The organism is Rhodococcus sp. 14-2470-1b, from assembly GCF_002259415.1.
Classification (GTDB): domain Bacteria; phylum Actinomycetota; class Actinomycetes; order Mycobacteriales; family Mycobacteriaceae; genus Rhodococcoides.
On the sequence record NZ_NPFY01000019.1, the window covers coordinates 298,435 to 324,136 of the forward strand.

A 25,702-nucleotide genomic window follows, 5' to 3' on the forward strand; every position below is an offset into this window, starting at 1 on the left:
TCGGACGTAACGGAGCGTTCGTACGCTCCGTTACATGACCAGGCCAGAGGACGCCACGCCGCCGGTACTCCAGATGTTCGGGTACGGCATGCAACACATTCTCTCGATGTTCGGCGGCGTCATCGCAGTGCCGATCATCGTCGGTGGTGCGGCGGGTCTCTCCGGCTCCGACCAGGCGTTGCTCATCTCCTGCGCTCTGTTCGTCAGCGGTATCGCGACCGTTCTGCAAACGGTCGGTGTGCCGTTCTTCGGTTCGCAACTGCCGCTCGTGCAGGGCATTTCGTTCGCCGCCGTCTCCACGATGCTGACCATCATCGTCGGCGCGGAGAGCGGCGAGGCAGGCCTGCGAACCGTCCTGGGCTCGGTGATCGTCGCCGCTCTGATCGGCCTCGCCGTCGCACCCTTCTTCTCCAAAGTGGTGAGGTTCTTTCCGCCCATCGTGACCGGATCGATCATCACGGTCATCGGCCTCTCGCTGATGCCCGTCGCGGCCCGATGGATCACCGGCCAGGAAATGGTCGGCGGCGTACCGAATCCGGAGTACCTCGACGTCGGCAACATCGGACTGGCGATGTTCACTCTGCTCGTGGTGCTGATCCTGACGAAGACCCCCACGGTGTCGCGACTGTCGATTCTGCTCGGACTTCTCGTGGGCACGATCGCCGCGTTCGCCTTCGGGAAAGCGGATTTCGACGGTGTCGGCGACGCGGACATCGTGGCATTGCCGACGCCGTTCGCGTTCGGCAGCCCCATCTTCGCCGTCGGCGCGATCATCTCGATGACCATCGTGATCCTCGTGATCATGGTGGAGACCACCGCCGACATCCTCGCCGTCGGCGAGGTCGTGGGCACCGACGTCGACACCCGGCGCGTCGGCGACGGTCTGCGGGCGGACATGCTGTCCTCGGCGATCGCCCCGGTCTTCAACTCGTTCCCCGCCACCGCGTTCGCACAGAACGTCGGCCTCGTCGCGATGTCCGGAGTGAAGAGTCGATTCGTCGTCGCGGTGGGCGGTGGAGTGCTTGCGGTGCTGGGGCTTTCGCCGATTCTGGCCGCGATCGTCGGCGTGATTCCACTTCCCGTTCTCGGCGGCGCGGGCATCGCGCTGTTCGGTACCGTCGCGGCGAGCGGTGTTCGCACCCTCGGCAAGGTGAACTACGACAACAACAACAATCTCGTCATCGTCGCGGTGACGCTGGCGTTCGGACTGATTCCCGTTGTGGCGAGCGATTTCTGGGACGAGTTCCCGGACTGGTTCGCCACTGTGTTCCACTCCGGCATCAGCGCCGCGAGCATTGTCGCGGTGATACTCAATCTCTTCTTCAACGTATTCAGACCCGGGAAGCCCGAGGACCCCTCGATCGTCGCTGCGGGCCCCGCCGTCATGGTGCGCGACGACGAAGCCGACGTCCCGAGAGACCGTGACGGGAGCAGCGTCGACGGCAGAAAACCGAACCCGCGGGACCCGGAGACGTAAGGCGCGAAATCATGCGGGTAACCCGGGCGAGTAGTAGCGTCCGCAATCAGACAAACTAGCCACACACCGATCGCGTGTTCACGAGACCCGCGAACACGCAGCAGCGCCACCGTGCTGCACCGAACACTGGAGGAAGTTTTGACCGTCGTTCCCCGCTCACACACCCGCAGACTGGTATTCGGGGGAGTCGCGTCGCTCGGTGCGGTCGCACTCGTCGCTGGATGTGGCTCCGCCCCCGAGGACAGTGGATCGGATTCCGGTGGCACGGCCGCGGGCGACTTCAAGCCCTGCATGGTGTCCGACGCAGGTGGCTTCGACGACAAGTCGTTCAACCAGCTCAGCTTCGAGGGCTTGACCAACGCCTCCGAAGAGCTCGGTGTCGAGCCCATCACCGTCGAATCGGCGTCGCCGACGGACTACAACCCCAACCTCAACAACCTGATCGACCAGGGATGTTCGCTGATCCTGACCGTCGGATTCGACCTCGCCGACGCCACCAAGTCCGCCGCCGAAGCGAACACCGACATCGACTTCGCGATCATCGACGATTCCAGCATCGACCTGCCGAACGTCAAACCGCTGACCTACGACGCGGCCCAGGGCGGATTCCTCGCCGGCTACGCCGCTGCGAGCTTCTCCAAGACCGGTGTCGTCGGTACCTTCGGTGGCTCGCAGCTGCCCACCGTCACCATCTTCATGGACGGATTCGCCGACGGCGTCAACTACTTCAACGAGCAGAAGAACGGCAACGTTCGCGTCATCGGCTGGGACGTCCCGGCCCAGAACGGCTCGTTCACCGGCGGTTTCGAAGCCAATGCCGTCGCCAAGAACACCGCACAGGGCCTCATCGACCAGAACGCGGACGTCATCTTCCCCGTGGGCGGACCGATCTACCAGAGCGCGGCACAGGCCATCCGTGACTCCTCGCGTCCCATCGCTCTGATCGGGGCCGACGCGGACGTCTACGTGTCCGACCCGTCCGTCGGTGACCTGCTCCTCACGTCGGTCACCAAGGGCCTGCAGACCAGCGTCGACGAAATCGTCGCCTCCTCGGGTGACGGATCGTTCGACAACGCACCCTACGTCGGCACGCTCGAGAACGACGGTGTCGGCATCGCGCCGTTCCACGACTTCGAGTCACAGGTCGACCCGGCACTGCAGGGCGAACTCGACACCATCAAGGCAGGCATCACCGACGGCTCCATCACCGTCGAGTCCCCGTCCTCGCCCAAGTGACGTGAAACTAGAATTACAGGGCATCACGAAGAGGTTCGGCTCGCTCGTCGCGAACGATTCCATCGACCTCGTCGTCGAGCCGGGGGAGATCGTCTGCCTGCTCGGTGAGAACGGGGCGGGCAAGTCGACCCTGATGAATGTTCTCAGCGGCCTGTATCGCGCCGAGGAAGGCAAAATTCTGCTCGACGGCGTCGAGCAGAATTTCGCCGGCCCGGGCGAAGCGATGACCGCCGGGATCGGCATGGTGCATCAGCACTTCATGCTGATCCCGGTGTTCACGGTCGCCGAGAACATCATTCTCGGCCACGAGACCACCAAGTCCGGCGGCAGGCTCGATCTCGACGCGGCGCGAAAGCTGGTGCGGGAGATCTCGTCGCGTTTCGGTTTCGACCTCGACCCGGACGCCAGGATCGACGAACTCCCCGTCGGCGTGCAGCAGCGCGTCGAGATCATCAAGGCGCTCAGCCGCGACGCCAAGGTGTTGGTGTTCGACGAGCCGACGGCCGTGCTGACGCCGCAGGAAACCGACGATCTCATGCGCATCATGCGTGAGCTGGCCGAATCCGGCACGGCGATCGTGTTCATCACCCACAAGCTGCGGGAGGTACGCGAGGTCGCAGATCGGATCACCGTCATCCGGCTCGGCAAGGTCGTGGGCGAGGCGGAACCGACGGCGACCAACGCCGAACTCGCCGCGATGATGGTGGGCCGCGACGTGCAGCTGACCGTGTCGAAGGAACCGGCCCAGCCCGGGGACGCAGCACTCGTCGTGAAGAACCTGACGGTCTTCGACGGATCCGGCCAGAAGGTCGTCGACGATGTCAGTCTCGAAGTCCACCGAGGTGAGATCCTCGCCGTCGCCGGTGTGCAGGGCAACGGGCAGAGCGAATTCGTCGAGGCACTGCTGGGAGCGCGTGAGCAGATCAGCGGCGAGATCGAGCTCGACGGCCGGTCACTCGTCGGCGCATCCGTGCACGACGTACTCGGCGCAGGCGTCGGCTTCGTGCCCGAGGACCGCACGGTCTACGGACTCGTCGGCGAGTTCTCGATTGCGGAGAACCTCATGCTGGACAGATCGACGGGGGAGCCGTTCGTGCGTCGCGGCGCCATCCGACGCGAGTATCTGGACACGTTCGCCGCCGAGAAGGTCGAGGAGTTCGACGTCCGGACGCCGGGAATCGACACACGCGTCGGGCGGCTGTCCGGCGGTAATCAGCAGAAGGTCGTGCTCGCGCGTGAGCTGAGCCGAGACCTCCGGCTGTTCGTCGCGTCGCAGCCGACACGAGGTATCGACGTCGGCTCGATCGAGTTCGTGCACAAGCGGATCGTCGCGACACGGGACTCCGGTGTGCCGGTGATCGTCGTCTCCAGCGAACTCGACGAAGTCGCGGCGCTCGCCGATCGAATTGCAGTCATGTACCGCGGGACCATCGTCGGCATCGTGCCCGCCGACACGTCCCGCGAAGTTCTAGGTGTGATGATGGGTGGAGAGAAGCATGGCTGAAACGCCTGCACCGTCGCGGTCCCATGTGGTTCTGCGGCAGATATTCACCGGAAGCGCGATCATTTCCGTGCTCGCCGTGTTCATGGCGGTGATCGTCGGAGCAGTGCTGATCGCCGTCACCGACGATCAGGTGCAGGAGACCGCCGGGTACTTCTTCTCCCGGCCGTCGGACATGCTGGTGGCGGTCTGGGACGCAGTGTCGGGGGCGTACTCGTCACTGTTCCAGGGGTCGGTGTACAACTTCCGGCGACCCGGATTCGAGAACGGCATCCGGCCGCTCATGGAGACACTGACCTTCGCGACGCCGTTGATCGTCGCCGGTCTCGGTGTGGCACTTGCCTTCCGAGTCGGCATGTTCAACATCGGTGGCCGCGGCCAGATGCTCATCGCGGCGGCATGTGCCGGGTGGGTCGGGTTCTCGCTACAGCTTCCAGCGGGGATTCACCTGATCCTGGCGATCCTCGCGGGTGTCGTCGGCGGCGCGGTGTGGGGCGGTATCGCCGGAGTGCTGAAGGCGCGCACCGGTGCCCACGAAGTGATCGTCACGATCATGCTCAACTACGTCGCGTTCTACCTCGTCGCATACCTGTTGCGCACACCGGGCGCACTGCAGGCTCCCGGCCAGAACAACCCCAAGACCGCCGCGATGGAATCGACGGCGGTCTTCCCCAAATTGTTCGGTGACCGCTACTCGCTGCATCTGGGTTTCGTCCTCGTCGTCGTGGTGACCGTCGCGGTCTGGTGGCTTCTCGAACGGTCGTCGTTGGGGTTCCGCTTCCGGGCCGTCGGCGAGAACCCGCATGCGTCGAGGATCGCCGGCATCGACGTCAACCGCATGTATCTGTACGCGATGGTGATGTCCGGAGCACTGGTCGGCTTGGCAGGTGTCGCACAGGTTCTGGGGACGGTCACCACCGGCTTCGGCGCGGACATCGACGCCGGTATCGGCTTCGACGCCATCACCGTGGCCTTGCTCGGTCGGTCCAAACCGTGGGGAGTGTTCTTCGCCGGCATACTGTTCGGCGCCTTCAAGGCCGGCGGATTCGCGATGCAGGCGGCCGAGGGCATCCCCATCGACATCGTCCTCGTCGTGCAATCGGTCATCGTTCTGTTCATCGCGGCGCCTCCGCTGGTGCGAGCTGTCTTCCGATTACCGCCACCGGGGGCCGAGACCGCGGCTCGCGCCGACACCGCGAAGGTGGGAGCACTGTGACCACCCTCGACACTGCGCCGGAAGTACTGACGCCGAAGCGAAGCTGGAAGGTACCGGGCGTCCTCGGTGCAGCGACTCTGCTCGGGCTGATCCTGTTCGTCCTGCGCGGCAAATCAGGTACGACCACCTTCGGCCTCGCCAGCGAGAACGACTTCTTCGCGCTCCCGGCAGTGGGAGTCCCGACCGGGGCGACCGGAATTCTCGTCGTCGTGGCGTTGGCTGCGATTCTCGCGTTCGCCGTGTGGAACGTACTGCGCCGCAAGACAACACCGTTGTGGGTCCTCGCAGTCTTCGCGGTGCTGTTCGTGATCGGGTTCCTGACGTGGGCCGCCGCAGGAGCGACGGTGCCCGTACCCGGCCTGCTCATCGGGGCCGTCGCGCTCAGCACGCCACTGATCTTCGGCGCGATGGGCGGCGTCATCTCCGAACGCGTCGGCGTCGTCAACATCGCCATCGAAGGCCAGCTTCTGTCCGGCGCCTTCGTCAGCGCCGTCGTCGCGTCGATCACCGGATCCGCCTACGTGGCCCTACTCGCCGCACTGCTCGCCGGAGCGTTGACCGCGGCACTGCTCGCGATGTTCTCCATCAAGTACTTCGTCAACCAGGTCATCGTCGGCGTCGTGCTGAACGTTCTGGTCGTGGGACTGACGAGCTTTTTGTACTCGGTGGTGCTGACGAAGAACCCCGAGACCCTCAACTCGCCGCCGCGGTTCGGGCGCATCGAGATTCCACTGCTGTCCCAGATCCCCGTGATCGGTCCGGTGTTGTTCCGCCAGACCCTGATCGTCTACATGATGTACGTCGTCGTCGCGCTGGTGTGGTTCGGTCTGTTCCACACCAAGTGGGGTCTGCGCCTGCGCGCCGTCGGTGAACATCCTCAGGCGGCCGACACCGTCGGTATCGATGTCGCGCGCACCCGGTTCTGGAACGTCTGCCTCGCCGGAGCCATCGCCGGCCTCGGCGGCGCCTACTTCACGCTCGGATCGGTGGGCGCATTCGGCAAGGAAATGACCGCCGGTGCCGGCTACATCGCGTTGGCTGCAGTCATTTTCGGCCGTTGGGACCCGATACGCGCAACTCTGGCTGCCCTGCTGTTCGGCTTCGCGTCGAACTTGCAGAACGTGCTCGGCATCATCGGGTCACCCGTGCCCAGCGAGTTCATGCTGATGCTGCCCTACGTGGTGACAATCTTCGCCGTTGCCGGTCTCGTCGGGCACGTTCGTGGACCCGCGGCCGCAGGTAAGCCCTATGTGAAGTCCTGACTCCCGAGTAGGGTGCCTGCGTCACTGTGACCACGTTCACTGTAGGATTTCGGACATCTTGCCGATGCGTGTTCGAAGGAGAGTCATGAGCTTCAACAGCCCCTTTCCGGACGTGGAGATCCCGAATCTCAGTGTCTACGACTATCTGTTCGGGTCCATCTCGGACGCCGACCTGGAAAAGCCGGCACTGATCGACGGCGCCTCCGGTGACGTCACCACGTACCAGGCTCTGATCGGTCAGATCAACGGCATCGCAGGCGCGCTCGCCGCACGCGGTCTCGAGGTGGGCGACGTCGTCGGCCTGCATTCGCCCAACGTGCCCGCGTTCGCCGCGGTCCTCCACGGCATCCTGCGCGCAGGCGGAACCGCGACCACGATCAACGCGCTGTACACCGCCGAGGACATCGCCAAGCAGCTCACCGGGTCCGGTGCGAAGTTCCTGTTCACCGTCTCGCCGCTGTACCCGCAGGCCAAGGCCGCCGCGGAGAAGGTCGGTATCGACGACGACCACGTCATCGTTCTCGACGGCGCCGAAGGCCACCCGAATCTGCGGGATCTGCTGACCCAGGGCGCACCCGCGCCCGACGTGACGTTCGACCCCGCCACCCAGGTCGCAGTGCTGCCGTATTCGTCCGGGACGACGGGTGTGCCCAAGGGCGTCATCCTCACACACCGCAACCTCGTCGCCAACGTCGCGCAGATGGAACCCCGCGTCGGCATCGACACCGACGACGCGATCCTCGCACTGCTGCCGTTCTTCCACATCTACGGCCTCACAGTGCTTCTCAACATCGCACTGAAATTGCGTGCACGACTGGTCACCATGCCCAAGTTCGACCTCGTCGAGTTCCTGCGCATCATCCAGGACAACAAGCTGACCTACCTCTTCATCGCGCCCCCCGTCGCCGTTGCACTCGCCAAGCATCCCTTGGTGGACCAGTACGACCTCTCCAGCGTGCACACCATCTTCTCCGGCGCCGCCCCGCTCGACGAAGAGCTCGGCAAGGCCGTCGCGGCTCGATTGAACACGCGCATCCGTCAGGGTTACGGAATGAGCGAACTCAGCCCGGTCAGCCACGCCATCCCGTTCGACCGCGACGACATGCCGCTCAGCTCCGTCGGCCTCCCGCTGGCCAACACCGTCAACAAGCTCGTCGACCCCGAGACCCTCGAGGAAATCGACATTCCGGCAGAAGGACGGTCCAAGCCGGGCGAACTGTGGGTGAAGGGGCCGAACGTCATGGCCGGCTACCTCAACAACCCGACCGCTACCGCCGAGACCCTCGACGACGACGGCTACCTGCACACCGGCGACATCGCAGTCGTCGACTCCGAGGGCGTCGTCTACATCGTGGACAGGCTCAAGGAACTCATCAAGTACAAGGGCTACCAGGTTCCGCCCGCCGAGCTCGAAGCACTGCTGCTCACCCACCCCGAGATCGCCGACGCCGCCGTCATCGGCGTACTCGACGACGAGGGCGAGGAAGTGCCGAAGGCCTTCGTCGTACTGCAGGCGAACGCGTCGATCGACGAGGACGGTGTCATCGCCTTCGTCTCCGAACGTGTGTCCCCGCACAAGAAGGTCCGCAAGGTCCAGTTCATCGACACGGTCCCGAAGTCCGCCGCGGGCAAGATCCTGCGCAAGGACCTGAGGGCTGCAGAAGCAGCACAGTAAGGACCCTCCGGGAGTGGTGTGACAATCACGTGCTCAGCAGTCGGATTCCCGCCTGCGTCGGACGGAATTGTCACACCACACCCGGTAGTTCGGGTAGTAAAGAAGTATGGACGTCACAGTCGACATCGCTCAGGGCACGGTTCGCGGTCAACAGAGCGGACCGGTCACTTCCTTTCTCGGAATTCCCTACGCCGAAGCGCCGTTCGGTGCACGCAGGTTCCAGGCACCCAGCGCGCCGCCGTCGTGGAGTGGTGTCCGAGATGCCGTGACGTTCGGCGCCACGGCCCCCAAGATCGGGTACCGACCGCCCGTCAGTGAAATACTCACCGAGCCAGTGGTTCCCGGTGAGGAATGCCTGAACGTGAACGTGTGGACACCCGACGTGTCCGCGTCGGGACTGCCGGTGTTCGTCTGGATTCACGGCGGTGCATTCGTCAACGGAAGCAACGCCGTGCCCATCTACGACGGCTCGGCGTTCGCGCGAGACGGCATCGTCGTCGTCACCGTCAACTACCGTCTCGGCGCCGACGGATTCGCGCGAATCGACGGAGCGCCTGCCAACCGAGGCATGCTGGACCAGGTCGCCGCACTGAGGTGGGTGCGCGACAACATCGCTGCCTTCGGCGGAGACCCGAACGCGGTGACCGTTGCCGGTGAATCGGCAGGGGCGATGAGCGTCGGGACCCTGATGTCGATGCCGTCGGCGGACGGGCTGTTCCGGCGCGCGATACTGCAGAGCGGCGCGGGATACCACGTCATCACCGAGGCTACGGCCACGAAAGTAGCCGAGGCGCTTGCTGATTCGCTGGGCGTGCAACCGAATGTGGACGGTTTCGGGTCCGTGCCGGTGGAGGCGTTCGTCGATGCTCAGCGAGAGCTCGGCGACCGCGTCACGGCCGAGGCGCCGACGGGAGCGTGGGGTGAACTGGCGTTCAACATGATGCCCTTCGAGCCCTACATCGACGGCGACGTCGTTCCCGACGTTCCGCACCGGAGAATCGCCGCAGGCGCGGGCTCGGAGATCGACGTTCTGATCGGCACCACCAGCGAAGAGTTCGCGTTCTTCCTGGTTCCGGCCGGTGTCGTCGGGTACGTGGACGAGGCGCGGGTCCAAGCGGCGATCGGCGCATACGGCGCCGACGTCGAGCAGGCACTCGACGTCTATCGGGCGCAGCTGCCCGATGCGTCACCCGGCGAACTGCTCATCGCGGTGGTCACCGACTGGTTCTTCCGCATCCCCGCCGTACGGGTCGCGGAGACCCGCGGCGGAAACGCATTCGTCTACGAGTTCACGTGGCGATCCACGCTCTTCGACGGCGCCCTCGGGGCATGTCATGCCCTGGAGATACCGTTCGTGTTCGACCTGCTGGACAAGCCGGAGACAGCGCGCATCACCGGAGCGAACCCACCCCAGAAGGTGGCCGACGAGATGCACCGAGCCTGGGTCGACTTCGTGCTCGACGGTTCGCCCGGCTGGGCTCGGTACGGGGCGGATCGATCGGTGATGATGTTCGGCGACCGGACCGGAGTGGTCGACGACCCCCGTGCGTCGACGAGAGAAGTCTGGGCCGGGGTGCGCTGACGAGGTCTCGTTTCACAGGTGAGGCGTCGAAAACGGGTCTATAGTCACCACCAACCTGCGGGCTGGAGTGGCGATGGACGCTTTGGATCTTTCGAGGTGGCAGTTCGGAATCACGACTGTCTATCACTTCGTGCTGGTGCCGCTGACCATCGGTCTCGCGCCGATGGTCGCGATCATGCAGACGATGTGGATGATCACGAAGAAGGACGCCTGGTACCGGCTCACCAAGTTCTTCGGCAAGCTGTTGCTGATCAACTTCGCGCTCGGCGTCGCCACCGGCATCGTGCAGGAGTTCCAGTTCGGGATGAACTGGAGCGAGTACTCGCGGTTCGTCGGCGACGTCTTCGGGGCTCCGCTGGCGATGGAAGGTCTTGTCGCGTTCTTCCTCGAATCCACGTTCCTCGGACTGTGGATCTTCGGCTGGGAACGACTGCCTCGGGGCGTCCACCTCGCGACCATCTGGCTCGTCGCGATCGGTGTGAACGCGTCGGGATACTTCATCGTCGTCGCGAACTCGTTCATGCAGCATCCCGTCGGCGCGGAGTACAACGCCGAGTCCGGCCGGGCGCAGCTGACCTCGATCGGTGACCTGCTGTCGAACAACACTGCGCTGGTTGCCTACCCACATGTCATCGCAGGCGCATTCCTGACGGCCGGAACCTTCGTCGCCGGTATCTCCGGCTGGTGGATGGTGCGAACCATGCGTCGGGGCCGTGAACAGGACGCTCGTGAACTGTTCCGTCCGGCAGCACGTCTCGCGCTGCTGGTGATGATCGTGGCAGGCGTCGCCGTGGCGTGGACGGGGGACTCGCAAGGCAAGCTGATGTTCGTGCAACAGCCGATGAAGATGGCGTCGGCGGAATCGTTGTGCAACACCGAGACCGACCCCGACTTCTCGGTCCTGACGATCGGTACACACAACAACTGCGACAGTGTGACATCGGTGATCGAATTACCCTTCGTGCTTCCGTTTCTCGCGGAAGGGAAGTTCTCCGGAGTGACACTGCAAGGCGTCAACCAGTTACAGGAGCAGTACGAGCAGGAATTCGGACCGGGCAATTACACGCCCAACCTCTTCGTCACGTACTGGTCGTTCCGAATGATGATCGGGCTCGCCGCCGGATCAGCCGCGCTGGCGCTCGCCGGGCTGTGGGTCACGAGGCGCGGGCGGGTGCCCGATCAGCGCTGGTACTCGTGGCTGGCGTTGATCGCCATACCCATGCCGTTCCTCGCCAACAGCGCCGGCTGGATCTTCACCGAGATGGGCCGACAACCGTGGATGGTGCACCCCAATCCGACCGGCGTGGACATGATCCGGTTGACCGTCGACCAAGGTGTATCGAACCATTCGGCTGCGACGGTATGGATCTCGATCGTCACTTTCACCCTGCTCTACGGGGCACTGGGCGTCGTGTGGCTGAAGCTGATGATCCGATACGCGAAGGAAGGCCCCATGGATCACGACAGAACGCCGCCGGATCCCGCTGAACCGAAGCAACTCTCGTTCGAGTACTAGGAGTCGACGATGGCCGAGATGTGGTTCGTGATCGTCGCAGTACTCTTCGTCGGCTACTTTCTGCTCGAGGGCTTCGACTTCGGCGTCGGAATGCTGATGCCGATCGTCGGACGACGCACCGACATCCCGCCGGACGTTCGACGCCGGGTCGCACTGAACACCATCGGACCGGTGTGGGACGGCAACGAAGTCTGGCTGATCACCGCGGGCGGCGCCCTGTTCGCAGCCTTCCCGGACTGGTACGCAACCCTGTTCTCCGGCTTCTACCTTCCGCTGCTGCTGATCCTGGTGGCCCTGATCCTGCGGATCGTCGCGATCGAATGGCGCGCGAAGATCGACGACGACAACTGGCGCCGACGATGCGACTGGGGGATCGTCTTCGGGTCATGGGTTCCGGCCGTGCTGTGGGGCGTCGCCTTCGCCAACATCGTGCGCGGGGTCGAGATCGATGCGCAGAAGCAGGTGGTGTCCAGCCTCTTCGATCTGCTGAATCCGTACGCCCTGTTGGGCGGCGTCACCACCGCTGTGGTGTTCGCACTCCACGGCGCGGTGTTCCTCGCACTGAAATCGGCCGACGAGATCCGCGAGGACGCAGTCGCCATCGCAGCCAGGCTCGCGATACCTGCCGTGCCGATTGCCGGAGCCTTCGTACTCTGGACCCAGATCGCGTACGGCAAGGGATGGACCTGGATCCTCGTCGGCCTCGCCGCGGCAGCTCTTCTGGGTGTCGTGGTCTTCACCCGAGACGAGAAGGAAGGGCGTGCCTTCGCGCTCACGTCGATCGCCGTCGTCAGTACCGTGACACTGCTGTTCGCGTCGCTGTTCCCGAACGTCATGCCGTCGACCCTCGACCCGGCCTACAACCTGACCATCGCGAACGCGTCGTCCAGCCCGTACACGCTGACCGTGATGACCTGGGTCGCCGCCTTCATGACGCCCGTCGTGATCCTGTACCAGGCATGGACGTACTGGGTCTTCCGTCAGCGCATCTCCAGCACCGCCATCGGGCAGTCCCACGGATTGAAATGGGCGGGGCGGAGCTGACATTTGTTTCGGCAGAAGGGGTGCCAGGTAAGGACTTTCGCCCGAAATGTCCGATAAACGTGTGCAGCACAAGACAATTCGGTCTGCTTTGGCCTATCGTCGACGCCTGTGAACCAACCGACGAGTAAGTTCAGGCTCAACCCCATGCGCCCGCGTGACGCAGCAGAACCGCATCGCGCCGCGAGTCCGCTGGAGTTGTTCTTCGACCTGGTGTTCGTGGTCGCCGTCAGTATCGCGGCGGTTCAGCTGCATCACGCGTTGACCGAGAACCACGTCCTCGACGGTATTGCCAGCTACCTCATGGTGTTCTTCGCCATCTGGTGGGCATGGATGAACTTCACCTGGTTCGCGACGTCGTTCGACACCGACGATTGGCTGTATCGCGTACTGACGGTGGTGCAGATGGCGGGCGTGCTCGTGCTTGCCGCAGGAATCGAACCGGCGTTCACCGACAAGGACTTCACGATTCCGGTGCTGGGCTACGTCGTCATGCGTATCGCGATGGTGGCGCAGTGGATTCGAGCGTCGAGGGCGCCCGAGCATCGGAAGACGGCGTTGATCTACGCGTCCGGTATCACGGCCGTTCAAGTGCTGTGGGTTCTGTGGCTGCTGGTCCCGCAGAGTCCGGTGCAGATCGTTCTGTTCGTGGTGTTCGCGGCACTGGAGATCTCGATTCCCGTCGTCGCCGAGAAGTCCGGCGGCACAACGCCGTGGCACCCGCATCACATCACCGAGCGATACGGACTGTTCACGCTCATCCTTCTCGGCGAATCACTTCTCGCGTCGGCCAACGCCATCATCGAAGCTCTCCACGACGAGACCGCGCTCGCGCCACTCATCTCCATCTCGGTGCTGACGCTCGTGGTCACAGCCGGACTGTGGTGGATCTACTTCTGGCCGCCGCATCACCGTGCGATCGGTGGATTCGGCACGTCACTGACCTACGGCTACATGCACTACTTCATCTTCGCCGCGGCCGGCGCGTTCTCTGCAGGCATCGAAGTGGAGATCGACGTGCTGACCCATCACAGCGAACTCGGCGACGTCGCCGCATCGTTCACCGTGACGGTGCCCATCGCAGTGTTCGTCCTCGGCATCTGGTTCATCGCGATCAAGGACAACGCGGATCGCGTCGTCAACACCGTCGTTCCCGTCGGCGCCCTCCTGGTCCTCCTCGACCCGGTCATTCCCATCCCGATCACGCTGACGGCCGTCGTGATGGCGGTGATCGTGGCGGTGCTCGTCGTACACCGTCCTGTCGACGCGGCGCGCCACGAAACCGGGCATGAGAAACTCTCCTCATGAGTATCGGAACCTTGATTCTGCTCCGCCACGGCGAGAGTGAATGGAATGCGTCGAACCAGTTCACCGGGTGGCAGGACGTTCGCCTCACCGACAAGGGCGAAGCAGAGGGCAAGCGCGCAGGTGAGCTGCTGAAGGACGCAGGCGTGCTCCCCGACGTGCTGTACACCTCGCTGCTGCGTCGCGCGATCAGTACCGCGAACATCGCCCTCGACGCCGCGGACCGGCACTGGATCCCCGTCGTCCGTGACTGGAAACTCAACGAACGTCACTACGGCGCGCTGCAGGGACTGAACAAGGCCGAGACGAAGGACAAGTACGGCGACGAGCAGTTCATGCTGTGGCGTCGCAGCTACGACACCCCGCCGCCGCCCATCGAGGTAGGCAGCGAATTCAGCCAGGACAGCGATCCCCGATACGCAGACCTCGACAGCGTTCCACTCACCGAGTGCCTGAAGGACGTCGTCGACCGGCTCATCCCGTACTTCGAAGACGTCATCGTCGCCGAGCTGAAGGCAGGCAAGACCGTACTCGTAGCCGCGCACGGCAACTCCCTGCGCGCTCTGGTGAAGTACCTCGACGAGATCTCCGACGCCGACATCGCCGGCCTGAACATCCCGACGGGCATTCCCCTGCAGTACGACTTCGTGGACGGTAAGGGCAAGCTGGTCCCGTCGAACCCGGGCGGAACATACCTCGACCCCGAAGCCGCCGCCGCAGGAGCCGCCGCGGTCGCCAATCAGGGCGGCAAGTAGGGCCCCGGTCCGAAACAGCAGGTGAACGATCGAAGAACACTGCCGACGAGGACTATGACGACCAGGGAAATGCCTGCACCCTGCGTATGTGAGGTGTCCATCGAACGTACGATTCCGGTGTGAGTGTTGCATCGGCCGTACTGCTGGCTATCGCCACGGCCTTCGTCGGATATCTCGTCGGCGGTGTTCTGATCCCCTATCTCGCGACACGTCACTCCGAACGAGCACGCGCAACGTCGGGACTGACGATGTCGCAGGTACTGGATCTGATCATCCTGGCGTCGGAAAGCGGCATCGCAGTCGTCGACCGGTTCCACGACGTGGTCCTGTCCAACCCACGGGCCGAGGAGCTCGGTCTGGTGCGTAACCGCCTCATCGACGACCGTGCATGGGAAGCCGCGCAGAAAGTCCTCGCCGACGGCCACCCCGTCGAAGTCGACATCAGCTCCAAGGACGCCCGCACCACCACCAGCCGAGATCGCATGGCCGTGCGGTGTGTGGCTCGGATGCTGAGCAAGGAAGACCAACGCTTCGTCGTGCTGTTCGCCGACGACGATTCCGAACAGGTTCGGATGGAAGCGACCCGTAGGGACTTCGTCGCCAACGTCTCTCACGAACTCAAGACGCCCGTCGGCGCCATGAGCCTGCTGGCCGAGGCACTGCTCGAGTCCGCCGACGACCCCGATTCGGTCCGCCATTTCGGTGGAAAGGTCGTGGCGGAGTCGAAGCGCCTCGGCAACATGGTGACGGAATTGATCGCACTGTCACGCCTCCAAGGCGCCGAGAAGTTGCCCGACCTCGAAGTCGTCGACGTCGACACCGTAGTCAACGAGGCCCTCGATCGGTCGAAGATCGCCGCCGAGAACGCCGGAATCACCGTCACCACCGACCATCCCAGCGGCCTCGAAGTGCTGGGGGATCAGGCATTGCTGGTGACGGCGCTCGCCAACCTGATCCAGAACGCCATCGCGTACTCGTCCGACGGATCACCCGTATCGGTGTCGAGGGCACTGCGAAGCAGCTGCGTCGCCTTCGCGGTCACCGACCGCGGAATCGGCATCGCGAAAGAAGACCAGGAGCGGGTCTTCGAACGATTCTTCCGCGTCGACAAAGCTCGGTCGCGGGCAACAGGAGGCACAGGTCTCGGCCTGGCCATCGCCAAACACGTCGCAGCCAACCACAACGGGAGCATCTCGCTGTGGAGCAAGCTCGGCACCGGATCGACTTTCACTCTGCAGATCCCTGCCTATTTCGAAGAAGACGACCTCACGTCGTTAGAAGGAGAAGAACAGTGACCAACGTCTTGATCGTCGAGGACGAGGAATCGTTGGCCGACCCTCTGGCCTTTCTCCTGCGCAAAGAAGGATTCGAGGCCACCGTCGTCGGCGACGGACCCTCCGCACTGGCCGAGTTCGACAAGGCCGGCGCCGACATCGTGCTGCTCGACCTGATGCTGCCGGGAATGAGCGGCACCGACGTGTGCAAGCAACTGCGTGCACGGTCCGGCGTACCCGTGATCATGGTGACCGCTCGCGACAGCGAGATCGACAAGGTCGTCGGACTCGAACTGGGGGCGGACGACTATGTCACCAAACCGTATTCGGCTCGTGAACTGATCGCCCGCATCCGCGCAGTACTGCGCCGGGGCAGCGACGCAGACCTCGACGGCGCCGCGGACACCGGTGTGCTCGAGGCAGGCCCGGTTCGCATGGACGTGGAACGGCACGTCGTCCTGGTGAACTCGGAACAGATCACGTTGCCGCTCAAGGAATTCGATCTGTTGGAGTACCTGCTCCGCAACTCCGGTCGGGTCCTCACCCGCGGCCAGTTGATCGACCGGGTGTGGGGCGCGGACTACGTCGGAGACACCAAGACCCTCGACGTGCACGTCAAGAGATTGCGGTCGAAGATCGAGAACGACCCTGCCAAGCCGGAGCACCTCGTGACCGTCCGGGGCCTGGGCTACAAGCTCGAAGGCTAGATCCTCGTGTGAGTGGAAATGTGGGCCAGAGCCTACATTTCCACTCACATAGGGGAGGGGCCTACTTGGTCCGCTGCGCCTCACGAGTCGCCGGGTGCACCGCGATGAGACCGAGGCCGCGGCGCCGCTTGCACAGCGACGCCAACTCGTCGTACGCGGGCTTGCCGAGCAGTTCGGTCAGTTCGGGCTTGTACGACTCGAACACCTGCTTGCTCCCGACGTGCGCGTCGGGTGAACCCGAGCAGTACCAGGACAGGTCGTGCCCACCCTCGCCCCATCCGCGCCGGTCGTACTCGCCGATGGTCGTCTTCAGGATCTCGGTTCCGTCGGGACGCGTCACCCAGTCCTGAGTACGGCGAATCGGCAACTGCCAGCACACATCCGGCTTGACCTCCAGCGGCTCGATGCCTTTGCGCAGTGCCATCGAGTGCAGTGCGCATCCGATGCCGCCGGCGAACCCCGGACGGTTCTGGAAGATGCACGCACCCTTGTATCGACGCGTGCGCAGCGACTGCTCGTCCTCGAGATCGTCGTATTCGACGTATCCCTTCTTTCCGAGCCCCTTGTCCCTGAACTGCCAGTCCTCGGCCGTCAGCATCTTCACCGACGCGTCGAGTTTCTTCTTGTCATCGTCGTCGGACAGAAACGCCCCGTGCGAACAGCAGCCGTCGTCCGGTCGCCCGGCCACGGTTCCCTGGCAGGCGGGAGTGCCGAACACGCACGTCCAGTTGGACAGCAACCACGTCAGGTCGGCCGCGATGATGTGTTCGGGGTTGTCCGGATCGGGGAATTCCACCCACTCGCGAGGGAAATCCAGGTCCACTTCTGCAGCGAAGGTGTGCTGCTTACTACCTGCTGTCACAAGTGTCGACGGTAGACCCAGTACCGTGGTCCTGTGCGATTAGGGGTGCTCGACGTCGGAAGCAACACGGTGCATCTGTTGGTGGTTGATGCGCACCGCGGTGGTCACCCCACACCGATGAGCTCGTCGAAGGCAACGCTGCGGCTGTCCGAGAACACCGACGCCGACGGCAACATCACCCGCGAAGGCGCGGACCGGCTGGTCAACGAGGTAGGAGACTTCGCCTCGATCGCGACGAAGTCAGGGTGCGAAGAACTCATGGCCTTCGCCACGTCGGCCGTGCGTGACGCACACAACAGCGACGATGTTCTGGCACGCGTTCAGCGTGAAACCGGCGTCGTGCTGCAGACGTTGTCCGGCGTCGACGAAGCCCGTCTGACGTTCCTCGCAGTCCGCCGCTGGTACGGGTGGAGCGCCGGACGCATCCTGAACCTCGACATCGGCGGAGGATCGCTGGAACTGACATCGGGAACCGACGAGGACCCCGACGTCGCGTTCTCCCTTCAACTCGGCGCAGGCCGCTTGACCAGGGATTGGCTCGACGGTGACCCGCCGGGCAAGCGCCGCGTCGCCGTCCTCCGCGACTGGCTCGACGCCGAGCTCGCTACTCCGGCGAAGGAACTGCTGGCCGCCGGCGAACCTGATCGTTCCGTCGGAACATCGAAGACGTTCCGCTCCCTCGCCCGGCTGACCGGAGCGGCGCCGTCGGCAGCAGGTCCGCGAGTCACCCGGACGCTGACGGCGAACGGTCTCAGGCAACTCATAGCCTTCATAACGAGGATGACTGCATCCGACCGTGCAGAATTGGAAGGAGTCAGCGCCGACCGATCACCGCAATTGGTGGCCGGGGCGTTGGTAGCAGAAGCGAGTATGCGAGCACTGTCGGTCGAGCAGATCGAGATATGCCCGTGGGCGCTGAGGGAAGGTTTGATTTTGCGGAAGCTGGACACCGAAACGGACGGCGATCTGGTGGTGCGGTCGACATGAGCGAGAACAACACCGATCCGGAGGACACCGGACAGATCTCCGTTGCCGAACTACTCGCTCGCAACGGCCAGAAGTCGACGTCGTCGAGCACCGGTGGACGCCGTCGACGCGGCGTCAAGGGCGGCATCTCCGTAGCGGAACTGACCGGCGAGATTCCCGTCGTCCGCGCCGAGCCCGCTTCCGACGAGGCCCCGGTCATCGCCACGGACTCGAAGCAGGTGCCTGCGCAGGCCCCGGCGCCGGTCCGCAAGCGCGAGGCCGACGAACCGGAACCCGAGTTGCTGTCCGGGTCGACGACGGCAGCCGGCGACCTGATGAACCGAGCTCACGACGAAGCCGACGAACGGCGACCGTACGGCTCGACGGCGTCGCAGCGCCCGGTGCCCGCGACGGGTCGACGCACGCCCGACGAGACCTCGCGCAACACCGCGGGGAAGCAGACCACAGGATTCGTGGCCCGCCCCCGTCCGTCGCGCCCGGAGCCGTCCGCCGCTGGACCTGCGGATGCAGAACCGAAGACCGACGTCACACCCAAGCCTGCTGTGCCCCCGAAGGCGGCAGGCCCGGCAGCCCCGTCGAGCCCAGCGACGCGTGCGTTCGCTCGACGTGACGATGCAGACGAGAAAGCGCTCGCCGAGGAGGAGACGACGCAGACTCCTGACCTCGTGAAGAAGGTCGCTGCGCTCGCCGACACCGAGGACGCTCCCGCCAAGGACAGCACGGCCGAGGACAGCACGGCCAAGGACACCACAACCGAGGACAGGGACGCCTCGGCCGAGAGCGTGGAGGAGAAGGACGAGCCGCAGCCGAGAGCCGAGAAGAAGGACGCCGCCAAACAATGGCTCGGGCTCGCGGGCCAGGGAGTGGTGGCAGTAGTCGTCGGCGCGCTGTTGTTCAAGGGATTCGAGCGGCTGTGGGACGTGCTGCCATGGGTGGCGCTCGTCCTCGCGGTTCTGGTGATCGTCGGTCTCGTCGCCGTCGTGCGGATCCTGCGCCGCACCGACGACCTGGTCAGCATGGTGATAGCCGTTGTGGTCGGCGTGTTCGTGACACTCGGTCCGTTGGCGTTTCAACTGAGTACTGGCTGACAGGCCCTCGGGTGTCGGGCGTAGCTGTCGGGTTGTCCACTGCTTCGGTGTATCCGCAGAACACCGAAGCTGCGTTTCGATACGCCGCCGAGTTGGGTTACGACGGCATCGAGCTGATGGTCTGGGCCGAGTCGGTGAGCCAGGACGCCGAGGCCGTGCGGGCGTTGACCCGCAAGTACAGCGTCCCGGTCCTGGCGATTCATGCTCCGTGCCTGCTCATCTCGCAACGCGTGTGGGGAGCGGACCCGGTGGCGAAGCTCGAGCGTTCGGTGCGAACGGCCGAGCAGTTGGGTGCGGCTACCGTCGTCGTTCATCCGCCGTTCCGGTGGCAGAAGAAGTACGCCGAGGGCTTCGGTGACCAGGTCGCCGAGCTGGAATCCGCGTCCGACGTCGTGGTGGCCGTGGAGAACATGTTTCCCATGCGCGCGGACCGATTCTTCGGGCGCAAGGAAGGCTCGGCGGCCAGGCTCCGCAAGCGTGGTGGGCCAGGGGCTGCGGTGTCGGCGTTCGCGCCCTCGTACGATCCGACGGATTCCGGCCACGCGCACTACACCCTCGACCTGTCGCACACCGCGACTGCAGGCACCGACGCCGTCGACATGATGAACCGGATGGGCGACGGGCTCGCACACCTGCATCTCGCCGACGGTCGGGGCGCGTCGATCGACGAGCATCTGATCCCCGGTCACGGTGATCAGCCGTGCGCACAGGTCTGTGCAGAGCTGGTTCGCCGGGGCTTCCGCGGCCAGGCGGTGATCGAGATCAACACTCAGAACGCACGAACTCTGCCGGAACGAGCGTCGATGCTCGGCCAGGCCCTCGCGTTCGCACGCCGCCACCTGGCGTGAGCGCACCAGTACCACCCGATTCGAAAGGCACATCACCCGATGAGCAGCCCCTTCGCCGCGGCGACGACGTTGACCCCGCTGGAGACATCCGAGTTCGAGGGCAGCTACGGCGCGGTCATCGATTCGATCTGGACGATCGGGCCGAAGGTGCACGGAGGCACGATGCTGGCTATGTGCGCAGCCGCAGCGAAGGCGCAGCTGGGGGACGAAGGAGTCCAGCCACTCGCCGTCAGTGTCAGCTACCTCAGCGCACCCGACCCTGGTGAGGTGCACCTGACCGCCGTACTTCGCAAGAGAGGAAAGCAGGTCTCGCACGTCGACGTCGAGTTGACACAGGGCGGACGGGCCGCGGTTCGTGCGGTTGTCACCCTGGGACGGCCGAACACCGATACTCCCCGGCACACAGTGGAATCGTCGCTGGCGTCGATGCCTGCCGCGCCGCCGCCGGAGACGGAAGCAATCGGGGGCGAGCATCCGATGGCGTCGATCGTGCACCTCGCGCAGGGCTGCGAGATGCGGATCGATCCGACGTCGGCGCATTTCCTCACTGGCAAACAGGGCGAACCCGAAGTTCGCATGTGGGTCAGGCCCCGGTCCGGCGACGAGAACGACGTGGACACCGCAGCCCTGTTCGCACTCATGACGGGCGACATCTGCGCGCCCGTGACGATGAACCGAGGGATGTTCGGCTGGGCGCCGACTGTGCAGTTGACGACCTACCTGCGCAAGCAGCCTGCGCCGGGATGGCTCCGAGTCGCGGCGAGCAGCACCGTCATCGGCGGAACGTGGTTCGAGGAGGATCACCTGGTGCTCGACGAGACGGGCGACGTCGTCGTGCAGAGCAGGCAGTTGGCGATGGTGCCCCGGTAGCGTTCGGCGACGCCCGGGCCGCAATCTACGCTTGTCATCCATGACGAGAATTGCAGTAATCGGAGGCGGGCGGATCGGCGAGGCGCTGATCGCCGGACTGCTCGAAGCAGGACACGCAGTCCGCGACCTGGTGGTCGCCGAGAAGTTCGAGGCCCGGGCGGCCGAGCTCGCGTCCACCTTCGGAATCCTCACGACCTCGATCTCGGAGGCGTCGGAGAACGCGGACGTCATCGTTCTCGCCGTGAAGCCCGGTGACGTCGACGGCGTGATCACCGAGGTCGCGAAGATCGACCTGGACGGCGAGCGTGAACAGCTGATCGTGTCCTTGGCCGCCGGAGTCCCGACGTCGAAGTTCGAACCGAAACTGCCCGCAGGTTTTCCCGTCGTCCGAGTCATGCCGAACACACCGATGCTCGTCGGCGAGGGCGTCAGTGTCCTCGCGCCCGGCCGGTACGCCAAGACCGAACACCTCGAGCTGGTCGAGAAGATCCTGTCCTCGGTGGGCAAGGTCGTAGTGGTGAAGGAGAATCAGCTCGACGCGGTGACCGCGGTGTCCGGTTCGGGGCCGGCGTACTTCTTTCTCGTCGCCGAGGCGATGATCGACGCCGGTGTCGGCTTGGGGCTTCCGCGCGATGTCGCGTCGGCGCTCGTCGTGCAGACGATGGTCGGATCAGGCGCGATGTTGGATCGCTCCGACGACACCCCGACCGAGTTGCGTTACGCGGTGACCTCACCAGGGGGAACGACGGCGGCAGCGGTGCGCCGGCTCGAGGAGGGGGGCCTGCGGACCGCGTTTTTCGACGCGTTGTCCGCAGCCAACGATCGTGCAGCTGAGATGGGCGTCACACCAGAATAAAAAATCAGTTCCCTACACCCGTCGCAGTAACCCCATTGGTCACGTTAAGCTCACAGGTAGCACGTGCGTGTCTGTTCGGCAGGAGGGGAAGCCTGCCGCGCGAGACGTGCCGGAGGTAAGTGGATTGATGGTGCCTGCAAACAAGCCGGTCAAGAGTGCGTCCCAGGACGGGCAGTCAGCTGTCGCTGGAACGCAGTTCCTCACGGTCGCGGAAGTCGCGACCCTGATGAGGGTGTCGAAAATGACTGTGTACCGATTGGTGCACGGCGGAGAATTGCCTGCTGTGCGAGTGGGTCGATCGTTCCGTGTGCATGCCAAGGCTGTGCACGATTACCTCGAGACCTCGTACTTCGACGCAGGCTGAACGGCCCGAGAGTCGTCGGCGGTACACCTCGCCGAGCCGGTTTCGTGGAACAAGGTCCACCCCGGTAAGGTGAGGTTTCGTCGTGGTCGAGTAACATCGACACTCGTGCCAGGAGCTTCAAGAGCTTCGTCGGTTGCATCGAGCTTCGGCAAACGAGGCCCGAGCGCCAGCTTGGGGATCGACGGCTCGGTCCGCGGTAATTGGGCGGATGGGTTCGAGGCTGCCAGGTAGGCGTACGCAACTTGCGTGCGCGAAACGCTAGAGAAGAACGTGAGGACACCCGCCATGGGTTCAGTGATCAAGAAGCGTCGCAAGCGCATGTCGAAGAAGAAGCACCGCAAGCTGCTTCGCCGTACCCGCGTTCAGCGCAGGAAACTCGGCAAGTAAATCTCGTCTCGACGGGCCCGTCACCTCGAAGGAGGTGTCGGGCCTTTCGTGTTTCGTGGGACTGCTCGTTGCGTTTTCCACTGTCCTCGCATCTTCCGCGGATTCCAGTAGGCTTGCCGCCAGCGGTAATCAATCGGGGGTGTGAGTGACTTCGAACGAGCGAGGCGTCGCGGCGCCGAAGGTAGTGCTGGTCACCGGCGCGAGCCGCTTCCTCGGCGGATATCTCGTCACCAGGCTTGCGCAGAACCCGGCTGTCGAGCGCGTCATCGCCGTCGACGCACAGTCCCCGAGCAAAGACCTGTTGCGTCGCATGGGCCGCGCGGAATTCGTGCGCGCCGACATCCGCAACCCGCTGATCGGCAAGGTCCTCCGGAACGCGAACGTGGACACGGTGGTGCATGCCGCGACCGTCACCAAACCGCCTCGCTCGGGTGGTCGCGCCACGATGAAGGATCTGAACGTCATCGGTGCCATGCAGCTGTTCGCGGTGTGCCAGAAGTCCCCATCCGTGCAGAAGGTGGTCCTGCGGTCCTCGTCCTCGGTATACGGGTGCAGTGCGAAGGATCCGGTGAAGTTCACCGAGGAGATGAGCGCCAGGCGGCCGCCGTCCGGAGCATTCGCCCGGGACACGATCGACATCGAGGGCTACATCCGCGGCCTCGGTCGACGCCGCCCGGACATCGCCGTGTCGATCCTGCGGATGGCTCCGCTGATCGGTCCACGACTGAACGGTTCCATCTCGCGGTACATGACGTCTCCGATCATCCCCAGCATCATCGGCCGTGACGCGAGGATGCAGTTGCTGCACGAGGAGGACGCACTCGCGGCGCTCGAACGAGCCACCGTCAGTGGTCCCGCGGGCACCTTCAACGTCGGCGCAGACGGCACCATCATGTTGTCGCAGGCCATCAGACGCGCAGGCCGCATCGAGGTACCCGTCCCGTTCGCGCTGTTCAAGAGTGTCGGCCGCGCCCTCATGGGATCGATGATGCGGGAGTTCACAACCGAGCAGTTGGACTACTTCCACTTCGGGTGCGGACTCGACACCACTCGTATGCGATCGGACCTCGGATTCGAGCCTCGATGGACTACGGTTCAGGCATTCGACGATTTCGTTCGAGGCGCGGCGCTACGGCCGGTACTTCGCACGGAATGGGTCGATTCGGTGGAACAGCACGCACTCCGCGCAGTCGACGGCGGCGCGGCGGTCACCAAGGCAGCACTGACGGCTGTGTCGGGTTCGGGACGGGAGGGGTGAACGAGGTGGCGAAGGTAATTCCGCTGCACGGCACCGGTTCCGGACGTGACGGCGCCGGTCGGCAGCGAGCAGCGCGCGCACGTGCCGACAACAACCGTGCCGACAACAACCGTGCCGACAACAACCGTGCCGATACCGGTGCGGCGAGCAGTCGCAGCAGGCACCCGTCGTCGTACGCCGAGCCGACACCGCCGATCCCGCTGCTCACCCCGACCGAACCCGACATCGAACCCGCCGCGGGGGCGGGGGCCGAGTCGTCGCAGATCGACGACGCCAAGGCGAAGATCGTCGACACCATCTCGGAGACAGCGGAATTCGTGCGCCGCCGCCTTGCCGGCGATTACACCGTCGACGAGTTCGGATACGATCCGCATTTCGCCGACGCCGTCTGGCTGCCGCTGCTGCGACCTCTGTTCGACAAATGGTTCCGCGTCGAGATCAAGGGAATCGAGAACATCCCCGACGACGGTGGCGCGCTTGTCGTCGCCAACCACGCAGGTGTCATTCCCGTCGACGCGCTGATGACGTCGGTTGCCGTCCGCGACCACCATCCCGCGCACCGCCCACTGCGAATGTTGGCCGCCGACATGGCGTTCGAGATGCCGGGCGTCGGAACCATCGCTCGAAAAGCAGGCCACACGCTCGCCTGCAACCCGGACGCGGAACGTCTGCTTCGAATGGGCGAGGTCGCTGCGGTGTTCCCCGAGGGGTTCAAGGGCATCGGCAAGCCGTTCAGCGAGCGGTACAAGCTGCAGCGGTTCGGTCGCGGCGGATTCGTGTCCGCCGCGCTGAAAACCGGCGCGCCGATCATTCCGTGCTCCATCGTCGGTTCGGAGGAGATCTATCCGAAGATCGGCGACATCACGCCTCTCGCACGTCTGATGGGTATGCCGTACTTCCCGGTCACGCCGTTCTTCCCGCATCTCGGGCCGCTCGGTCTCGTTCCGTTGCCGTCGAAGTGGTACATCGAATTCGGCAAGCCCATCTACACCGACTCGTACGACGCGCAGGCCTCGGAGGACCCGATGGTGCTGTTCGAACTCACCGACCACGTCCGCGAAACCATCCAGCACACCCTGTACCGACTGCTGGCCAAGCGCCGCAATGTCTTTCTCGGGTAGGCAGTAACCTCGCCGGTGTGCTGATCAGAGACACCGTCACCGAAGATCTCCCGTCGATACTCGACATCCACAACGACGCCATCCGGAACACGACGGCGATCTGGGACGAAACGGAGGTCGGTCTCGACGAACGGATGGACTGGCTCGACGGCCGACTCCGCGCCGGATACCCCGTGCTCACCGCAGTCGTCGACGGCGCAGTCGCGGGCTACGCGTCGTACGCGCAGTGGCGCCCGAAGAGCGGATACCGCCTCACCGTCGAACACTCGGTGTACGTCGGGGGCGACTTCCATCGTCGCGGAATCGCCAGCGCCTTGATGACGGAGTTGATCGCAAGGGCATCGGCCGCGGGAATTCATGCGCTCGTCGGGGTCATCGAATCACGTAACACCACATCGATAGCGCTGCACGAGAAATTCGGATTCGTCACCGTCGGACAGATGCCCGAGGTCGGCATCAAGTTCGACCGCTGGCTCGATCTCACCTTGATGCAGTTGACGCTCTAGCGCCTGCT

General features: G+C 64.5%; 24 protein-coding genes. 23 read left to right on the forward strand and 1 reads right to left on the reverse strand.

Going from position 1 to position 25,702, the window contains the following annotated elements; genetic code table 11:
* The first annotated feature begins 34 nt into the window (after positions 1-34).
* The 13 genes from CH293_RS15770 to CH293_RS15830 all read left to right on the forward strand — a co-directional run bounded on the left by CH293_RS15770 (position 35) and on the right by CH293_RS15830 (position 16,547).
* The gene (locus CH293_RS15770; RefSeq protein WP_094720738.1) at positions 35-1,477 is read left to right on the forward strand and encodes a nucleobase:cation symporter-2 family protein; all 1,443 of its coding nucleotides are present in this window, start codon (positions 35-37) and stop codon (positions 1,475-1,477) included.
* Between the two features lie 138 nt (positions 1,478-1,615).
* Complete coding sequence (locus CH293_RS15775; protein WP_255122876.1) at positions 1,616-2,713, forward strand: BMP family protein; 1,098 nt, start codon at positions 1,616-1,618, stop codon at positions 2,711-2,713.
* A 1-nt stretch (position 2,714) separates the two neighbouring features.
* Positions 2,715-4,217, forward strand: a complete 1,503-nt coding sequence (locus tag CH293_RS15780; RefSeq protein WP_094720740.1) for an ABC transporter ATP-binding protein — start codon at positions 2,715-2,717, stop codon at positions 4,215-4,217.
* Positions 4,210-5,430: an ABC transporter permease gene (locus CH293_RS15785; RefSeq protein WP_241483952.1), complete on the forward strand. Its 1,221-nt coding sequence runs from the start codon at positions 4,210-4,212 to the stop codon at positions 5,428-5,430. The genes CH293_RS15780 and CH293_RS15785 overlap by 8 nt, the downstream gene beginning before the upstream one ends.
* Positions 5,427-6,692, forward strand: coding sequence for an ABC transporter permease (locus CH293_RS15790; RefSeq protein WP_094720741.1), 1,266 nt, complete (start codon positions 5,427-5,429; stop codon positions 6,690-6,692). Before CH293_RS15785 ends, CH293_RS15790 begins: the two co-directional genes overlap by 4 nt.
* Before the next feature lie 85 nt (positions 6,693-6,777).
* The gene (locus CH293_RS15795; protein ID WP_037114135.1) at positions 6,778-8,367 is read left to right on the forward strand and encodes an AMP-binding protein; all 1,590 of its coding nucleotides are present in this window, start codon (positions 6,778-6,780) and stop codon (positions 8,365-8,367) included.
* Between the two features lie 106 nt (positions 8,368-8,473).
* The gene (locus CH293_RS15800; protein WP_094720742.1) at positions 8,474-9,949 is read left to right on the forward strand and encodes a carboxylesterase/lipase family protein; all 1,476 of its coding nucleotides are present in this window, start codon (positions 8,474-8,476) and stop codon (positions 9,947-9,949) included.
* A gap of 73 nt (positions 9,950-10,022) precedes the next feature.
* A complete protein-coding gene (locus tag CH293_RS15805; RefSeq protein WP_037114384.1) occupies positions 10,023-11,465 on the forward strand; it encodes a cytochrome ubiquinol oxidase subunit I in 1,443 nt (480 codons plus the stop codon).
* Positions 11,466-11,474: 9 nt separating this feature from the next.
* A complete protein-coding gene (gene cydB, locus CH293_RS15810) occupies positions 11,475-12,509 on the forward strand; it encodes a cytochrome d ubiquinol oxidase subunit II (RefSeq protein WP_037114142.1) in 1,035 nt (344 codons plus the stop codon).
* Positions 12,510-12,653: 144 nt separating this feature from the next.
* The gene (locus tag CH293_RS15815; protein WP_037114144.1) at positions 12,654-13,814 is read left to right on the forward strand and encodes a low temperature requirement protein A; all 1,161 of its coding nucleotides are present in this window, start codon (positions 12,654-12,656) and stop codon (positions 13,812-13,814) included.
* The gene (locus tag CH293_RS15820) at positions 13,811-14,566 is read left to right on the forward strand and encodes a phosphoglyceromutase (protein WP_037114146.1); all 756 of its coding nucleotides are present in this window, start codon (positions 13,811-13,813) and stop codon (positions 14,564-14,566) included. Before CH293_RS15815 ends, CH293_RS15820 begins: the two co-directional genes overlap by 4 nt.
* Before the next feature lie 119 nt (positions 14,567-14,685).
* A complete protein-coding gene (locus CH293_RS15825; RefSeq protein ID WP_094720743.1) occupies positions 14,686-15,861 on the forward strand; it encodes a cell wall metabolism sensor histidine kinase WalK in 1,176 nt (391 codons plus the stop codon).
* Positions 15,858-16,547 (forward strand): response regulator transcription factor, encoded by a 690-nt coding sequence (locus CH293_RS15830; protein WP_037114149.1) that lies wholly within the window; start codon positions 15,858-15,860, stop codon positions 16,545-16,547. Before CH293_RS15825 ends, CH293_RS15830 begins: the two co-directional genes overlap by 4 nt.
* 61 nt (positions 16,548-16,608) lie before the next feature.
* On the opposite strand, the gene CH293_RS15835 is transcribed toward CH293_RS15830, so the two are convergent.
* Positions 16,609-17,409, reverse strand: coding sequence for a hypothetical protein (locus tag CH293_RS15835; protein WP_037114152.1), 801 nt, complete (start codon positions 17,407-17,409; stop codon positions 16,609-16,611).
* 33 nt (positions 17,410-17,442) lie between these two features.
* Here CH293_RS15835 and CH293_RS15840 point away from each other — a divergent pair, with 33 nt between their 5' ends.
* From CH293_RS15840 to CH293_RS15885, 10 genes are all read left to right on the forward strand, one after another.
* Positions 17,443-18,396, forward strand: coding sequence for a Ppx/GppA phosphatase family protein (locus CH293_RS15840; RefSeq protein WP_094720744.1), 954 nt, complete (start codon positions 17,443-17,445; stop codon positions 18,394-18,396).
* A complete protein-coding gene (locus tag CH293_RS15845; protein WP_094720745.1) occupies positions 18,393-19,484 on the forward strand; it encodes a hypothetical protein in 1,092 nt (363 codons plus the stop codon). Before CH293_RS15840 ends, CH293_RS15845 begins: the two co-directional genes overlap by 4 nt.
* Before the next feature lie 11 nt (positions 19,485-19,495).
* Positions 19,496-20,332 carry a sugar phosphate isomerase/epimerase gene (locus CH293_RS15850; protein WP_176460026.1) on the forward strand — a complete coding sequence of 279 codons (837 nt, stop codon included), beginning with the start codon at positions 19,496-19,498 and terminating at the stop codon, positions 20,330-20,332.
* Between the two features lie 39 nt (positions 20,333-20,371).
* Complete coding sequence (locus tag CH293_RS15855; protein WP_094720746.1) at positions 20,372-21,202, forward strand: thioesterase family protein; 831 nt, start codon at positions 20,372-20,374, stop codon at positions 21,200-21,202.
* A gap of 40 nt (positions 21,203-21,242) precedes the next feature.
* Positions 21,243-22,058, forward strand: coding sequence for a pyrroline-5-carboxylate reductase (proC, locus tag CH293_RS15860; protein WP_037114162.1), 816 nt, complete (start codon positions 21,243-21,245; stop codon positions 22,056-22,058).
* Positions 22,059-22,185: 127 nt separating this feature from the next.
* On the forward strand, positions 22,186-22,422 hold the full coding sequence (locus tag CH293_RS15865) for a helix-turn-helix domain-containing protein (protein WP_019666513.1): 237 nt from the start codon (positions 22,186-22,188) through the stop codon (positions 22,420-22,422).
* A gap of 285 nt (positions 22,423-22,707) precedes the next feature.
* A complete protein-coding gene (locus CH293_RS15870; RefSeq protein ID WP_003402602.1) occupies positions 22,708-22,809 on the forward strand; it encodes an AURKAIP1/COX24 domain-containing protein in 102 nt (33 codons plus the stop codon).
* A 145-nt stretch (positions 22,810-22,954) separates the two neighbouring features.
* Complete coding sequence (locus tag CH293_RS15875; RefSeq protein ID WP_170945252.1) at positions 22,955-24,067, forward strand: NAD-dependent epimerase/dehydratase family protein; 1,113 nt, start codon at positions 22,955-22,957, stop codon at positions 24,065-24,067.
* Positions 24,064-25,188 carry a lysophospholipid acyltransferase family protein gene (locus CH293_RS15880; RefSeq protein WP_037114168.1) on the forward strand — a complete coding sequence of 375 codons (1,125 nt, stop codon included), beginning with the start codon at positions 24,064-24,066 and terminating at the stop codon, positions 25,186-25,188. The genes CH293_RS15875 and CH293_RS15880 overlap by 4 nt, the downstream gene beginning before the upstream one ends.
* A gap of 17 nt (positions 25,189-25,205) precedes the next feature.
* The gene (locus tag CH293_RS15885) at positions 25,206-25,694 is read left to right on the forward strand and encodes a GNAT family N-acetyltransferase (protein ID WP_037114170.1); all 489 of its coding nucleotides are present in this window, start codon (positions 25,206-25,208) and stop codon (positions 25,692-25,694) included.
* Positions 25,695-25,702 lie beyond the last annotated feature (8 nt).